Here is a 14,435-nt window from a genome sequence, read left to right as displayed (position 1 = left end):
TTCCTTCCCGTCGGGTGCTTCTCCTCGTCGGCTATTTGGGGCGCGGATCCTCGAGCCCGGCTCCGATGGTCTGGAACGAACCCGCGCGACGCTTCTCGACGGCTTCGGCGAGCGCCAGCGCAGCATTGCGGACTTCCCTCTGCACGGCATGATCGGCGTCGAGCTCGTCATGGCTCGTCGCATAGGGTTTCCAGTAGCCAATGTAGCGGTCGAGCTCGGCAGCCTCGCCCACCGGATCGAGCTTCATCGAGCGCAGCCAGTCGGCGAGGCTGTGACGCACCCTTCCGGCACCTTCGGTGTCGCCATGCACGATGACGGAGAACAGCCGGCCGGCGAGATGGCGCGGATAGTCCCAGCCGGCAAGCTCGACCTTCTTGGCGAGCGCGGCATCCTTGCCCTGCGTCAGCGAAGGATCGGGATTGCCGCCGTCGGCGCAGACAAGCCGGTCCATCATCAGCTTTACCGGCGAGGAGGAATGATACCAGTTGACCGGCGTGACGATCATGACGCCATGCGCCTCGACCCAGAGCGGGTAGATGTCGTTCATCCAGTCATTGACCTGCCCGAGCGAATGATTGGGGTAGCAGGAGCATGGCCAGTGGCAGAGCGCAGCCGCGGTCGAGAAGCACGCCTTGCAGGGAAAGATCCGGCGGCCGTATTCGGAGGCGAGCCGCGCGAGGTCGAGAACCTCGATCGCGAAGCCCGGTCTTGCTGCAATGGCGCTGCGCGCCAACTCGACAAGGCGGAAGGTCTTCGACATTTCGCCCGGGCAGGTGTGCTCGCTGCGCGAGGAGCCGTTTATGAGCAGGATGCGGGACGGCGCGGTCTTGTCCTCGTACCGGCGCTGTGCCGCTTCGACCGCTTCGTGCGCGGCGAACCAGTCGACGGAGAGATCATAGTCCGGATCGTGGAAGCCCTGTCCCGCCTTTCTGGTGATCGGTGCCTTGCGTTCTTCGCTGTAGGCCTGCCAGGCGATCTCGGCCAGCCTGCCAATGGCATCCGCCTCCGGCTGAAAGGCCGGATCGTAGAATTGTCTCAGATAGCGTGCCTTGAATTCGCTTTCGCCAAGACGCGGGCTCGGCATGCCTTTGCGCGGCTTAGGGCTCTTGCTGAAATCTGTGCTGTTTGCCATGCGCCCACGCCCGAGTTGGGCGGGCCGGGTGGGACAAGAGCTCGTCTGCCTTTTCGTTGGCCAGGGTGTGAAGCCGGAGAAACCAAACCCTGTTCTCTTTACCACCAGGTCCGGCTGACGCGGCCCGCTGAGGACAATTCGGCGCGGGCCCGATGGTTCCGTGCTTCGGAGCCGAGAAGATAAGGCACCGAGGCAGGCCGTGCCGGGCCCGCCGCCGGCAAAAAACCGCCCCGGATGGGAGAACCGGGGCGGCAATTGTGGGAAGCAGTTCGGGTATCCGGGAACTGCACAGTCAGTAACTCGCCCGCGCGGGAAAAGTTTCCCGCCAGACCGATCATGCGTTCTACTTCGACGGCTGCGGCGGGACCTCGCCCGGCTTGATCACCGGCATCTGGCTGGTGTCGGCCGGCGGAGCGGTAGCGTTCTTGTCGCCCGTGGGCGGAGGCTTCAGCACACCGTCGCACGGCGCCAGGCTGGCGGTCAGGTTGTTGGACTGATCATTGGCCTGCGCTTTCGGGGCCTGCGCTTTCGGCTGCTCGCCGGTCTGATTAGGGGTCGCGCTGGCGTCCGGTTTGACCTGGCAATCCTCGATCTGCGGATTCTCCAGCTGGGTCTGGGCCGCGGCAGTCGTTCCCGACATTTGGCCCGACATCAGGACAATGGCGAAGCCAAGAAGTGCTTTCTTCATTGGATCCTCCTTATGGATTCGGCAACCGCCGACGATCGGGGAGAGCCGTTCGCCTTGGCAGGCCGACGTCGACTCTGGCCCCGCTCGCCGTGTTTGCCACCGGGTGGCGGTGGGGCACCGGGGCATTCGTCATCCTCTTCTCGAGAGACAACGCTATCGGAGAGACAACGCATGCCGGCCGAAAAGGTTGGCTTTCGGTAGAGGCTGCGGTCTCGGCAGGGCGTGGCGCACGTACATCAAAGTTAAATGCGCGAATGCTGCCGGAGTGCTAGTCGCTCGCACCTTGGGGGGCCTCTACGAGGAGAGTCCCATGGAAAATCGAGATCTGATCGGCACACTGTCCAGGTCATTTCTGCGCCAGGGTGGCCGGCGTCCGTGGCCGATCCAGTCTTTGCGCGCCGGCGTGCCGCTCAGGCCGCGTCCGCGCCCGCCGTACCGCCCGCAGCCGCCCAGCCGGCCGGCGAGCAATTAGCTTGCCGCTTATTCAGCGCCTGCCTGTGCAACCGGTCGGCGGCATCCTCGTTATGACGATCCAAAAACATGTGGTGGCAACGATGAGACCCTTTCGGACCAACAATCATCTTTTCATTCTGGCGGCAGCGGCGGTGACCGCGGCGCCCTTCGCGGGCCTCGCCTGGCGGGCTCAACAGTGGCTTGGATGGTGACCGGGGATGAGTAGATTCCTGCCGCTCACCATCCGCTTCGTCACTGGCGGCTCAATGGTGGTTTCGTCGATCGCCGACGCAAGGAAGGCCTTGGACGGAGCCTGGAAGAACAAGGAAGCGCCCGACTATTTGGCGGCGGCGCGGCTGGTGGACGACGCCATGGCGGGCATCTGCCGTCCGGCGGTCGCCTTCGACGCTTTCAAGCAGGCCGCCGCCCGGCAGGGCCTGCTGAGGACGGCCGACCCGAGCGCGGCACTCTCGATGCTCGACTCGCTGTGGTCTGGCGACGACCAAGGGCCGCCGCGCTGACGCGTTCTCACCTTGGCTCGTTCCTCATGCTGAGATAGGTCGGGTCGAATTCCGCAATGGCGACCAGGCGGTTCCAGTCGAGGATGTCGATCAGGTGGTTGGTCCAGTTGATGACGTTCATGCGGCGCAACGTGCCGATGACCCGATTCATATGGACGACGGAGAGACCGAGCACATCGGCGAGTTCGGCCTGCGAAAGCGGCAGATTGAAGCTCATGACCCGCGTCTTCTTCACGGCCTGCAGCCTGACGAAGAGTTCGCATATCAGATGCGCCAGATGCGCGGTCTTGGAGCGGCGTCCCATGGCCACGATCCATTCCCGGTGGATGGCGCCGTCCACCAGCGTGTCCAACCAGAGCAGCCTCGTCAAATGCGGGGCCTTTTCGGTGATTTCCCGCAACTTGCTGTGCTCCGCAGCGATGATATGGCAGGGCGACAGCGCGACGATGCCATGGTCCATGGTCTTCAGGAGAAAAGCGTGCAGATCGACGAAATCGCCGGCAACATGGAGCGCGGTGAACTGCCGGCCGCCGTCCTCCAGCACCTTGTAGCGCGCGGCAATCCCGTCGACGATGAGGGTGCTGAAAGTCGGCCTTGATCCTTCGGCGACGAGATCCTCGCCGGCGACGAAATACTTCTCCACCGATGTGGCGCTGGCCAGCAACGCCTTCTCGCTTTCGGAGAGAGCATCGTGCTGACCCAGGTTCAGATAAAGGGGTTCCAGCATGCGCGGCCGCCCGTTGTGATTTTGCAAGGGCCTAACGTTGTAGAGCCGGGCCGGGTTGCAGCGGACCACCACACCGCCGGCCGCCGGCAAAGCAGTCCCCGGCCAAGACGATCCTTTGGAACCATGATCGCGCGCAGGGATTGAACGTCCAGGTTGCGGCGGATGCTTTCGCGGATGGAACGCTTCTACTTCGATTTGTACAACACCGTGCACACGCAAATGGACAGCGAGGGGCAGCTCTTCTCCTCACCAGAAAACGCGCGAAAGGAGGCGCTCAGGATCTTGCAGGATGTCGCGCGCGACGAGATGCCGAACAGTGATAACCTCAACATCACCATCAAAATGCGCACCGACAAGAGAGGCCAGATATTCGAGGCGTCCCTTACAGTCAAATCCGCCTGGAGCTGACCACGGAAGGCGCCAGCCGAGAGAAGCCGCGGCCCGAGCAACCATCCCGCCCGCGGCCGTTCCGCCTGTGGAGTACAAAGCATGTTCGGCGGTTTCGAAAGCGCGGAAGTCGATACGGGCGCGGCACGGACATTCATCCGGACTGCCGGCAGCGGCCCGGCGCTGCTCCTGCTGCACGGCTTCCCCGAAACGCATCTGATGTGGCGCGACGTGGCGCCGAAGCTGATCGACCGCTTTAGCGTCGTCTGCGCCGACTTGCGCGGCTACGGCAAAAGCTCCTGTCCGCCATCCGATCCGGATCATGCGCCCTACGCCAAGCGCGCCATGGCTGCCGACCTCGCGGCGCTGATGACGAAGCTCGGCTTTGCCCGCTTCATGGTTGCCGGCCACGATCGCGGTGGGCGCGTTGCGTATCGCCTGGCGCTGGACCACCCGGACCGCGTCGAGAAGCTTGCCGTGCTCGACATCGTACCCACCGCCGATGTCTGGGACAGGGCCGACGCCCGGCTGGCGCTGGGCTATTGGCCCTGGTCGCTCTTGGCGCAAGCCGAGCCGCTGCCGGAGACGATCATGACGGCGGCCGCGGATGCGATCGTCGACAGCGCGCTGGCTGGCTGGGGTTCCTCGCCCGCCGCCTTTCCCGCCGAGGTCCGGAAGGCTTATGCCGAGGCCTTGCGCGATCCAGCCCACGCGCACGCCATCTGCGAGGAATACCGTGCGGCAGCGACGCTCGACCGTGAGCACGACCATGCCGACCGCAAAGCCGGCCGGCGCATCGGCTGCCCGATGCTTGCGCTATGGAGCGGACATGGCGCACTCGCCGAATGGTACGCGCGAGAGGGCGGACCGCTGGCCCTGTGGCGGGAGTGGGCCGACGACGTCAGCGGCGGGGTCAGCGGCGGGCCGATGCCCGGCGGGCATTTCTTTCCCGAAGAAGCGCCGGCCGAGACAGCCCCAACGCTCGGCGATTTTTTTGCCGGCTACAGGCCGTAAGCCAGGGTGAGGTAGATCGCCGGCGCAACGATCAGGCAAAGCGCCATCACGATCACCACGGCATTGCCCAGGCGCTCGGCGCGCCTGGCGATGTCGGTGACATCGTCGTCGTCGTTGAGGAATTGAAGAATCGAGGTGTCGGCGAGGACGGAGAGGCGATTGTCGTTCGCGGGCAGGCTTTCAGGCTCTCGCAGATTGGGCTTGGCAGAAATAAAGGTCAAAACGTCGTCTCGCTTTCGAAGCCGGCCGCGCGACTTCTGGTTCCGATGATTGTGGATGGTATTGGATACCCGCCATTTGCGCGGAAACGGCGGGCACCCAAACGGCGCCGATGAAGGGACTTCATCGACGACCGCTCACCAACTCGAAGCCTCCGCTTTGGTTGCCGTCGAGGGCCCAATGCGCGAGCCACTCCGACTTCAGTCGTAGGAAAGAGACCGACCGTGGCCCCGGGCCCTGGCGCCCGCGCGGACCGGCGACGCACGACAAGGCTGTCGCGGCATGGTCGGGCTAAAGGATTCACGAAATATTTCGTGGGGGAACATCGATCGCGGGCAGCGGTTCTCATTGCTCAAGGCGGTCGAACCTCCTTGAATCAAACCCCGAAGACCAATCCCCAACAACGGAGCTGCAGATATGCCTAATCAAGGCGGAACTCACCAACAGCACGTCAAAGCAGGCCAGCAGAGCCACAAGAACCGCGACGATCAGCGTCGCGGCCAGCAGCAGGCCGAGGACCGCAACATGCGTCAGCAGGATTCAGGTCAGCACCGGGGCGGCAGCGGCAACTTCGCCGAAGACCGCGAACGTGCATCCGACGCCGGCCGCAAGGGCGGCCAGCGCTGAGCTTTAAGCAGGCGTCCCGCGATCCCTTCGCGGGACGCCGCCCAGAACATCCAATTTGGAACTTCTTCCCCTCCCCTTGGTTCCTCCGAAACCCCGGCGGCTCGGCCGTCGGCAGGACGTTTGAACGGAGGCAACAATGTCCGTGCGCACACTTCACCCCGAACGTGTCGATGAGACACGTATGCAGGCCTATTCGACCTTCGCTCCGCTGCTCATCACCGCCCTGAGCCAGAAGCTGGCGCGCTGCCAAGGCAAGAGCGAGATGGACAAGGTCGAGGCATCCCTCATCCGCGTCATCGAAGAAGCGGACGTCGTCACGGGAGACGTCGAGGCAATGAAGGAGTTCGCGATCGAACTCGTCGTGTCCACGCTGCGCAATGTGCGCGAGCATCCCGACGCCAAACAGGATGTGGAACAGATCGACGGCCGCCGCACGCAAGGACGCTCGGAGAACCCGGACACGCTGGAAGAACAATTGCAGTCCGGTCTCGAAGACAGTTTCCCGGCGAGCGATCCGCCCGCGGTCGTCTCCACCGCCATCAGCGGTGGCGCGAAGGACATCGTCGGCACCGACGAAGTGCTGCGCCGCAAGAAGGAAGCTGCCGAGCGCGGGCACGAAAACGAGAAGGCATAGCCTCAGCCCCGCACGACCGCAGCCGCCCGTTTCAGGCGCCCTGCCTCATCGCGGTCGCCAGCTCGGCGAAGGAACCAGTCCTTTCGCCAAGGGTTGGTTATCGGAAGGAGAAAACGATGGATAAAAGCAAACTTCCACATCGCCCGGGCGCTGGCCGAACGGCACAAGACGCAAGGCTGCCGACCAAGGGCGGCGACGATCCGGACGTGCGGTTCCTGGCCGAGAACACCGACCTTTCACCGAAGCAGGCGCGCGAGCTGATCCGCGAGCACGGGCATGACCGCGACAAGCTGCTTGAAATCGCACGAACCATGAAGGCCGAGGGCTGACCGGCTCTCTGAAAGCGAGGCAACGATGAGCAACTCACCCCGTACGGGACGTCCAGGCACATCCGATCAATGGCCACGTTGGGAAGGTCCGAAAGCCAATCGGCCGAGAGGCTATCTCCCAGCCAAGGACGATCCCGACAAGGATCGCGACGCGGCCGGCGAGAACAACCAGGACCCCGAGCGGTCCGATCTCGGCGACGCGGTCAAAACGAAGAAGGAGCCGTAGGGCGGCTCCTCTCAGCCCAACAGGAGAAGAAAAAATGCCACGCGGAGACAAATCGAAATACACCGACAAGCAGGAGCGCAAGGCCGACCATATCGCCGAGGGCTACGAAAAGCGCGGCGTCTCCGAGAAGGAAGCCGAGCGGCGGGCCTGGGCGACCGTCAACAAGGACGATGGCGGCGGCAAGAAGGCGGGCGGCTCGGGCCGCGGCAAGCACACCGGCCATCCGGCAGCGCACAAGGGCGGCAAGGCCGGCGGCAAAGCGTCAAGCTCGCGCTCGGCGGCCGAGCGTTCTGCTTCCGCCAAGAAGGCGGCGGCGACGCGCAAACGCAACGCGGAGCACCACGCCCAACATTAGGCGGGAGCTTGGCGGGGGTTCGCCTTCTCCCTTGCCGGAGACCGGCGGATCGAGACGATAGAACGAAACGAGGCGCTGGGAAACTGGCGCCTCATTGCCGCGCGGCGGTCCTTCCAGCAGCATCCGGACGCTTCGCGGCCACCTTCCCCCTCAACGGAAAAGGGAAATCTAAAGCGGCATCTCCGAAGTCTGCTTGACCGTCTGGCTGGGCACGTCGGTCTTGACGTTCTGCACCCCCTTGATGCGACTTAAGTGCTCCGACTGGAAGCGGCGATAGTCCTCGATGCCCGCCGCCACAACCCGCACCATAGCGTCGCAATCGCCCAGCATCAGATAGCATTCCAGCACCTCTGGCAGCTTGGCCACCTCCCTGGCGAAATGCTCGATCGTGTCCTCGTCCTGCTGCTTCAGCCAGATGCGAGTGAAGAAGGTATGACCGCGACCGATCTTGGCCGGGTTGAGCACCGCGACATAGCGGTCGATGACGCCAGCCTCCTCCAGCAATTTTACGCGCCTGAGACAGGGTGACGGCGACAGGCCGACCTCTCTCGCAAGATCGTTGTTGGCCATGCGCCCGTCGCGCTGCAGGGCGCGCAGGATCCGCTTGTCGATCTCATCCAGCTTCATGGCGTCTGATTCCAATATTGGCTTAATTCTCGCTATCCAATGCCAAACCTTGGCAGAAACGGCGCATCTTCGCAATCCGATTGCGGAGCATTTCGGCTATGGTGGCCAGCGATAACCGCCCATCGAGCAACCGGAGAAGGCCGCCCCGCAAGGCTGGCCGAAGAAGAGCCATGAGCGTTTCCGAGATAACCCTGGGCCACCCTCCCGCCGAAGCACGCGGCGCCGAATTCCGGCGGGGCGCCGCCGCCTCGACGCCGGTGCTGCTTGGCATTGTCCCCTACGCACTCGTGCTGGGCGCGCAGGCGGCGCAGAAGGGCTTGAGCATCGTCGAGGTGCCGTTGATGACGGGCCTCAACTTCGCCGGCGGCTCCGAATTTGCCGCCATCCAGCTCTGGACCTCGCCGCCGCATGTGCTGTTGATCGCCGCCATCACATTGCTGGTCAACAGCCGGCATTTCCTGATGGGCGCGGCACTTGCGCCGTTCCTGCGCCACCTGCCCAAGCGCAAGGCGTTCCCCGCGCTGTTCTTGATGTGCGACGAGAGCTGGGCGCTCGGGCTCGCCGACGCGAAGCGCCGCGCGGCAGGCGGGCTGCGGCCAGCCTTCAGCCTCGCCTATTATGCGGGAACTGCCCTTCCTTTCTATCTTGCCTGGGTGATTTTCACGACCTGCGGAGCGGCGCTCGGGCCGGTGCTTGGCAACGTCGAGCGCTACGGCTTCGCCATGGCCTTTCCGGCAGTGTTCCTGGTGCTGCTGCGCGGCATGTGGAAGGGTTTTGCCGCGGCGCGCCCCTGGCTTGTCAGCCTAGTGGTGGCGGCGGCAACTTATCTGGTCGTTCCGGGCGCCTGGTACGTGGCGACAGGCGCGCTGTCCGGGTTGGTGTCCGCCTGGCTTCTGGCAGGTGAGAAATGATCGAGCCCTGGACCGTCCTCGCCATCCTCGCCATGGCCGGCGTCACCTATTTGACGCGGATCGGCGGCTATGTCGTGCTCAGGAACCGCACGCTCAGTCCACGCGCCACCGCCGTGATGGAAGCCGCGCCCGGCTGCGTGCTGATCTCGGTGATCGCGCCCGACTTCGTGTCGAAGAATCCGGCCGATCTGGCGGCGCTCGTCATCACATTGCTCGCGGCGACAAGACTGTCGATGCTGCCGACGGTGGTCATCGGCGTGGCTTCGGCCGGGGTATTGCGGTGGGTGATGGGGTAAACGCCGGCGGCCCCCCTCTGCCATGCCGGGGCATCTCCCCCAAGGAGGAGATTGGCTCTCCATCGCATCAATTGCCGTAGAGCCCAATTTCGCCAGACTTGATCGCAGCGGTCTCGTCGATCCTGCCCAGATGCTTTTCCAGCGCCAGTCTAGCGGGTCCGCGTCTTGCGGGTCGATGATCGCGGGACCATTGTATCGGGCGAATGCCGAGCTGATCCAGGCCGAGCTGCCTCGGCAATCGCGGAGGGCGCTCGCAATTTTAGCGTAGCTTATTTTGCGACACCCACCCGGGCTTGTGGCTTCTCAGCCGCGGCCCGCGCGACGATCGCCTCCAGCGGCTCTGGCCGGTGCAGGAAATAGCCTTGGCCATAGCCGACGCCCATGCCGACGAGGATCTCCAGCGCGCTTTTCCCCTCGACCTTCTCGGCCACGACGGCGCAGCCCATCGAGCGGGCGATGCCGGCGATTGCCGAGACGATCTCGCGGTCGAAGCGGCTGTCGGCGATGTGCTGGACGAAGGAGCCGTCAATCTTGATCGCATCGATAGGAAAGCGCCGCAGATATTCGAACGAGCTCATGCCGGCGCCGAAATCGTCGAGGCTGACACGGCAATGGCGCAGCCTTGCCCGGCGCACGAATTCCTCCGCTGCGTCGAAATTGGTGACAGCCGCGGTCTCGGTGATCTCGAAGCCGATTGCAGACGGCGGCGCGCCGTTCTCGGCGATCGCCGCGTCGACGAAATCCCAAAGCTGCGGATCGGAGAGCGTCTGCGCCGACAGGTTGAAGCCGAGCGAGACGGCGCCGGAGAGCATCGCCCTGCCATGGCGCGACAGCGCCGTGCGGATGATCCAGCGGTCGAGCCGGGCGGCAAGCCCGAAGCGTTCGGCCACCGGCATGAACTCGCCCGGCAAGATCAGCTTGCCGTTGCGCGCCTCGAGCCGCGCCAGCACCTCGACATGGCGGCTGTCTTGCCAGGGCCTGCCGAGGCGATGGATCTCCTGGCCGAACAGCTTCAACCGGCTGTCCTCCATGGCATCGACCAAATCGGCGGCAAGCCGCGCTGCGTTGAGGCCGCCGGCTCCGGAAGCTGTTTCGGCCGAGAACACGGCGAAGCGGTCGCGCCCGCCGGCTTTGGCGGCGTAGCAGGCATCGTCGGCGCAGGCGAGCGCATCGGTTACCGTCGTTCGGGGATCGCGCACGAAGGCGATGCCGATGCTGGCGGCTAGCCTGCGGGACGACACGGCGGAGCCGAGATCGGCGTCGCGCACCGCGGCGAGCACGGCACGCGCCAGCCGCTCGGCGCAAGCGTCGTTGCAGTTCGGAACCAGCAGCGCGAATTCGTCGCCGCCGAGGCGCGCGGCGTGCGCCGAAGGCGGCAGGCTGGCGCGGATGCCGCCGGCGACGCTCTTCAGCGCGATATCGCCCGCGGCATGGCCGGCATAGTCGTTCAGCGCCTTGAAGTAGTCGAGGTCGACATAAAAGACGGCAAGCGGCAGCCGGTCCGCCGCGCCGATGTTTTCGGCGAGCAGCCGGTCGAAGGCCGAGCGGTTCCACAGCCCGGTCAGCGCATCGTGATGGGCGGCGTAAGCGAGCTCCTCGGCGCGCTTCGTCTCGTCGGTGATGTCGCGCACCGTGCCGAGGATCTGGCCGGCCGAGCCGGCGCCGGCGATCAAACGCACCAGCGACTCGACATGGCGGACCGAGCCGTCGCGCCGGACGATACGGTATTGCGTGGCGGTCACGCTTTTCGAGCCCGGCGGCGGCAGATGCGCGCGCTCGGTGGCCTCCTTGTCGTCCGGGTGGAGATAGGTGTGCCAGAGATCGGCCGTCACCTCGTCGGTATCGCTGACCAGGCCGAAGATCTCCCTGGTGCGCGGGTCCCAATAGCTCTTGTTGGTGCCGATGTCGTAGTGCCAGATGCCGGTGCCGCTGGCGGCGAGCGCGAGCCGCAAGCGAACATTGACCTGCTCAAGCGCGGCCTCGGCCTCCTTCTGCCTGGTGATATCGGTCTGCACGCCCATCAGGCGCAGCGGCTTGCCCTCGGCATCGTGCTCGACGATGCCGCCGCGGTCAAGCACCCAGACCCAGCGGCCGTCCTTGTGCTTCAGCCGTAGTTCCGTCTCGATCGACTCGGTGTCACCAGCGATATGGCGGTCGCCGCTCGCCAGTGCTCGCTCGCAGTCGTCGGGATGAGTGAGCTTCAGCCACAGATCGGAGGTATCGAGCTCGCCCTCGGCATAACCCAGCATCTTCCACCAGGTCGGCGAATAGTAGCAATCGCCCGTCGCGAGATTCCAGTCCCATAGGCCGAGCTGGGCGCGATCGAGCGCCAGCGCCCAGAATTCGCCGTTGCGTTTGGTGTCGTCCGCCATGCCCTCGTTCTTGCCGTCCCCGTTCGGGCATAGTGCATGAAAGCTGACAAAAAAGGGTTACTGGGGTGAAGCTGCCAATCTCCCCGCTTTTTGGAGGAAAGATCCGGCAGAACAGGGGGGCGCGAAGGATCGCGGCCCATCTGCTTCGTCATCCGAGGGCGAAGCAAGGAGCGAAGCGACGCGCGCAGACCCTGGGATTCATGCCGTTACGCTAAAGCGTTGCAACAGCTACAGTATTCTGCGCTGCCGAACTCTACGCCAAAGGTCATCGAATGGATCCTCGGGTCAAGCTCGAGGATGACGAAGCAGAAGCTCCGCCGCTTTCGCCAATCGCAGACGCCCTTACCCCGCCGCCAGCCTTCGCCTCACCACCGCCGCATGGAAACGCGCGCCATGCAGCAGGCCTTCATCGTTGAAATCGTAGGCCGGGTTGTGCAGCGGGGCGGAATTGCCGTTGCCGAGGAAGACGAAACAGCCGGGCACTTCGGTGAGGAAGCGGGCGAAATCCTCCGAGGCGGTCATCGGCTCGGCGGCGATGCCGACGGCATCGCCGGCCAGCACCGTTCGGGCCGCAACAAGCGCCTCATTCACCAGCGCCGCGTCGTTGATCAAGGGCACGAACTCGCGCGTGTAAGTAACGTCAGCCGCTACGTTATAGGCCTGCGCAGTGCCTTCGGCGATGCGGCGCATCTCCTTCTCGATCGCCGCGCTCACCTCGGGCCGGAAACTGCGGCAGTCGCCAAGGATGCGGGCGAGGCCGGGCAGCGCGTTGCGGGTGCCGTCGGTGATGAGCTCGGTGACCGAGACGACGCCGATATCGACGGGGCTCAGGCGTCGCGAGACGATGGTCTGCAGGTTGACGACCAGCGCGCAGGCGGCAACCAGCGTCTCGCGAGCGTCGTGCGGCCTGGCGGCGTGGCCGCCCAAGCCTTTCAGCACGATCTCGAAATTGTCCTCGGCCGACATGATCGGACCGCTCCGGGTTTCGAAGTGGCCGATGGGCAGGCCCGGCATGTTGTGCAGCCCGAAGATTTCCTCGAAGGGAAAGCGTTCGATGAGCCCGTCTTCGATCATCGCAAGCGCGCCCCTGCCCCACTCCTCGGCCGGCTGGAAGATGAACCGCACCGTGCCGTCGAAGCCGCCTTCCTCCGCAAGCAGCTTCGCCGCGCCGAGCAGCATGGCGGTGTGACCGTCATGGCCGCAGGCATGCATGGTGCCCGGCGTCTGCGAGCGCCAGGCTTGGGTCCCTTGCTCGGCGATGCGCAGCGCATCCATGTCGGCGCGCAGCGCAATCGCGCGATTGCCGCTGCCCCTGGCCAGCGTGCCGACAATGCCCGTGCCGCCGATGCCTTCCGCGACTTCGAGCCCGAAGGCGCGAAGCTTCTCCGCCACGAAGGCGGCGGTACGTTTTTCCTCGAAACCGAATTCCGGGTGGGCGTGAAGGTCGCGCCGCCAGGCTGTCATCTCGCGATGCAGCTGCTGCTGGTCGAGTTCAGCCATCTTCTCTTCCCCAGCGCTCGTTCCAGGCGAGTCTTCCCGAAGTTGCGCTTCGTTTCCATCGATTCCGGAGGGAAGCCCGCTTTCCTGAAAATCCTTCAGGCGATCTGCAGCTCCAGCTCCCGCGGCACCGCCCCGACCAGCTCGGTGTAACGGCCGGCGTCGGTCGCGCCTTCCGAATTGATGACGAGGACACGCGACGTCGCATCGAGCCCGAGAGCCGCGCGCATGCCCTTGTCTCCGGCTGCGCGGATCAGCCCGGCAAGCCCCGCGCCGCCGCTCTCGCCGGAAACGATGGCCGGATCGTTGCCCAAGGGCCGGGCCAGCCGGTTCATCACCGCGACCGCGTCGTCTTCGTCGACGGTCATGAAGGCGTCGCCGACGCGGGCCAGCACCCGCCAGGCGATCAGGGACGGCTCGGCGCATTCCAGCATCGCCATCACCGTCGACCGCTGAGGAGCGATCGTTACGGGACGGCCGGCCTCCACCGAGGCGTAGACGCAAGCCGAGCGCCTCGGCTCGACCACCACGGCCTTCGGCCGCCCCTCGCCGAGCAGAATTGCCATATAGCCCGCAAGCGCCGCCGCAAAACCGCCGACGCCGGCCTGCAGGAAGACGTGCGTGGGCGGCTCGGCCATGTGCCGCAGCGCCTCGCGCACGATCACCGTGTAGCCCTGCATGACAAGCCCCGGAATGCGCTCGTAGCCACGCCAGGAGGTGTTGGAGACGATCTTCCAGCCGCGCTCGGCGCCGACCCGGGCGACTTCGCGGACCGCCTGATCATAACCGCCCTCGACCTGCACGATCTCGGCGCCGAAGCGGGCGATGGCCGCCACGCGCTCGGCGCTGACGCCGGCATGGACGTAGATGACCGAACGCGCGCCAACGAGGCCCGCCCCCTGCGCGACCGATCGGCCGTGGTTGCCATCGGTGGCGCAGCAGAAGGTCATCTGGGCGGCGATAGCGCGCAGCTTCGGATCGTTAATTTCGCAGATATCGACTTCGCGACCGAAGCGCTTGCCGGCCTCTTCCAGCACCAGCCGCATGACGGCATAGGCGCCGCCCAGCGCCTTGAAGCTGCCAAGGCCAAGACGCTGGCCCTCGTCCTTGACATGCAGTGCTGCGATGCCGAGGCCATTGGCGAGCGCCGGCAAGGCATAGAGAGGCGTTTCGGCATGGTCGTCGCGAGCCCTCAGATAATGCTCGGCCCGGTCGGCGCCCGCCAGGCCGAGGGACTCGGCGTCGGCCGGCACCAGCGGCTGGTTGTGTTCGGGGCGCTGGTTGATGAGCAGCATGCTATTCTTTCTTCGATACACTGAACTTTTTTGACGCGCGCGAGAATCGCGCTCCCTAATCTGGCTAGTGATTGAAGTTTGTTTCGATCAGATGTCGCCGGATTCCCGCCTTGGTGGCACGCAAC

The 14,435-nt window shown here is 65.1% G+C and carries 19 protein-coding genes; 11 read left to right on the top strand and 8 right to left on the bottom strand.

Annotation, left to right across the window (positions count from 1 at the left end; translation table 11 throughout):
- Positions 1 to 31: 31 nt before the first annotated feature.
- Both P9228_RS25125 and P9228_RS25120 read right to left on the bottom strand, forming a co-directional pair.
- On the bottom strand, positions 32 to 1,132 hold the full coding sequence (locus P9228_RS25125; protein ID WP_278056089.1) for a flavodoxin family protein: 1,101 nt from the start codon (positions 1,130 to 1,132) through the stop codon (positions 32 to 34).
- 343 nt (positions 1,133 to 1,475) lie between these two features.
- Positions 1,476 to 1,820 (bottom strand): hypothetical protein, encoded by a 345-nt coding sequence (locus P9228_RS25120; protein ID WP_067322626.1) that lies wholly within the window; start codon positions 1,818 to 1,820, stop codon positions 1,476 to 1,478.
- Positions 1,821 to 2,130: 310 nt separating this feature from the next.
- On the opposite strand from P9228_RS25120, the gene P9228_RS25115 reads away from it, so the two are divergent.
- The gene (locus tag P9228_RS25115) at positions 2,131 to 2,292 is read left to right on the top strand and encodes a hypothetical protein (RefSeq protein WP_278056087.1); all 162 of its coding nucleotides are present in this window, start codon (positions 2,131 to 2,133) and stop codon (positions 2,290 to 2,292) included.
- 199 nt (positions 2,293 to 2,491) lie between these two features.
- The gene (locus tag P9228_RS25110) at positions 2,492 to 2,794 is read left to right on the top strand and encodes a DUF982 domain-containing protein (protein WP_095824503.1); all 303 of its coding nucleotides are present in this window, start codon (positions 2,492 to 2,494) and stop codon (positions 2,792 to 2,794) included.
- Between the two features lie 7 nt (positions 2,795 to 2,801).
- Here the strand turns inward: P9228_RS25110 and P9228_RS25105 are convergent, their stop codons facing one another.
- Entirely contained in the window at positions 2,802 to 3,521 is a 720-nt protein-coding gene (locus tag P9228_RS25105) for a Crp/Fnr family transcriptional regulator (protein WP_066998395.1), read from the bottom strand.
- A 174-nt stretch (positions 3,522 to 3,695) separates the two neighbouring features.
- Here P9228_RS25105 and P9228_RS25100 point away from each other — a divergent pair, with 174 nt between their 5' ends.
- On the top strand, positions 3,696 to 3,929 hold the full coding sequence (locus tag P9228_RS25100; protein ID WP_067322619.1) for a hypothetical protein: 234 nt from the start codon (positions 3,696 to 3,698) through the stop codon (positions 3,927 to 3,929).
- Positions 3,930 to 4,010: 81 nt separating this feature from the next.
- Positions 4,011 to 4,922 carry an alpha/beta hydrolase gene (locus P9228_RS25095; protein ID WP_278056083.1) on the top strand — a complete coding sequence of 304 codons (912 nt, stop codon included), beginning with the start codon at positions 4,011 to 4,013 and terminating at the stop codon, positions 4,920 to 4,922.
- Here P9228_RS25095 and P9228_RS25090 read toward each other — a convergent pair.
- Positions 4,910 to 5,143, bottom strand: coding sequence for a hypothetical protein (locus P9228_RS25090; protein ID WP_067322613.1), 234 nt, complete (start codon positions 5,141 to 5,143; stop codon positions 4,910 to 4,912). The two genes, P9228_RS25095 and P9228_RS25090, sit on opposite strands and share 13 nt — an antisense overlap.
- A 415-nt stretch (positions 5,144 to 5,558) precedes the next feature.
- Between P9228_RS25090 and P9228_RS31000 the strand changes: the two genes are divergently transcribed.
- The 5 genes from P9228_RS31000 to P9228_RS25065 all read left to right on the top strand — a co-directional run bounded on the left by P9228_RS31000 (position 5,559) and on the right by P9228_RS25065 (position 7,312).
- Positions 5,559 to 5,768: a KGG domain-containing protein gene (locus tag P9228_RS31000; RefSeq protein WP_347404322.1), complete on the top strand. Its 210-nt coding sequence runs from the start codon at positions 5,559 to 5,561 to the stop codon at positions 5,766 to 5,768.
- 136 nt (positions 5,769 to 5,904) lie between these two features.
- Positions 5,905 to 6,402, top strand: a complete 498-nt coding sequence (locus P9228_RS25080; RefSeq protein WP_095778269.1) for a hypothetical protein — start codon at positions 5,905 to 5,907, stop codon at positions 6,400 to 6,402.
- A 116-nt stretch (positions 6,403 to 6,518) separates the two neighbouring features.
- Positions 6,519 to 6,731 carry a hypothetical protein gene (locus P9228_RS25075; protein ID WP_066998409.1) on the top strand — a complete coding sequence of 71 codons (213 nt, stop codon included), beginning with the start codon at positions 6,519 to 6,521 and terminating at the stop codon, positions 6,729 to 6,731.
- 25 nt (positions 6,732 to 6,756) lie between these two features.
- Complete coding sequence (locus tag P9228_RS25070) at positions 6,757 to 6,957, top strand: hypothetical protein (protein ID WP_067322603.1); 201 nt, start codon at positions 6,757 to 6,759, stop codon at positions 6,955 to 6,957.
- Positions 6,958 to 6,991: 34 nt separating this feature from the next.
- Positions 6,992 to 7,312, top strand: a complete 321-nt coding sequence (locus tag P9228_RS25065; protein WP_095801367.1) for a plasmid stabilization protein — start codon at positions 6,992 to 6,994, stop codon at positions 7,310 to 7,312.
- Positions 7,313 to 7,480: 168 nt separating this feature from the next.
- On the opposite strand, the gene P9228_RS25060 is transcribed toward P9228_RS25065, so the two are convergent.
- Entirely contained in the window at positions 7,481 to 7,939 is a 459-nt protein-coding gene (locus tag P9228_RS25060) for an Lrp/AsnC family transcriptional regulator (RefSeq protein WP_095778267.1), read from the bottom strand.
- Positions 7,940 to 8,109: 170 nt separating this feature from the next.
- On the opposite strand from P9228_RS25060, the gene P9228_RS25055 reads away from it, so the two are divergent.
- Positions 8,110 to 8,850 (top strand): AzlC family ABC transporter permease, encoded by a 741-nt coding sequence (locus P9228_RS25055; protein WP_127240859.1) that lies wholly within the window; start codon positions 8,110 to 8,112, stop codon positions 8,848 to 8,850.
- Positions 8,847 to 9,146: an AzlD family protein gene (locus P9228_RS25050; protein WP_095801370.1), complete on the top strand. Its 300-nt coding sequence runs from the start codon at positions 8,847 to 8,849 to the stop codon at positions 9,144 to 9,146. Before P9228_RS25055 ends, P9228_RS25050 begins: the two co-directional genes overlap by 4 nt.
- A gap of 269 nt (positions 9,147 to 9,415) precedes the next feature.
- Here the strand turns inward: P9228_RS25050 and P9228_RS25045 are convergent, their stop codons facing one another.
- The 3 genes from P9228_RS25045 to P9228_RS25035 all read right to left on the bottom strand — a co-directional run bounded on the left by P9228_RS25045 (position 9,416) and on the right by P9228_RS25035 (position 14,310).
- Complete coding sequence (locus P9228_RS25045; protein WP_278056078.1) at positions 9,416 to 11,518, bottom strand: EAL domain-containing protein; 2,103 nt, start codon at positions 11,516 to 11,518, stop codon at positions 9,416 to 9,418.
- Between the two features lie 342 nt (positions 11,519 to 11,860).
- A complete protein-coding gene (locus P9228_RS25040; protein WP_278056077.1) occupies positions 11,861 to 13,018 on the bottom strand; it encodes a M20 aminoacylase family protein in 1,158 nt (385 codons plus the stop codon).
- Positions 13,019 to 13,113: 95 nt separating this feature from the next.
- A complete protein-coding gene (locus P9228_RS25035) occupies positions 13,114 to 14,310 on the bottom strand; it encodes a diaminopropionate ammonia-lyase (RefSeq protein ID WP_127214963.1) in 1,197 nt (398 codons plus the stop codon).
- Between the last annotated feature and the right edge of the window lie 125 nt (positions 14,311 to 14,435).

The sequence above is a fragment of the Mesorhizobium sp. WSM4898 genome (genome assembly GCF_029625845.1).
Taxonomy (GTDB): domain Bacteria; phylum Pseudomonadota; class Alphaproteobacteria; order Rhizobiales; family Rhizobiaceae; genus Mesorhizobium.
The sequence above is the reverse complement of the archived record's forward strand: the minus strand, read 5'-3'. Positions and strand labels throughout refer to the sequence as shown.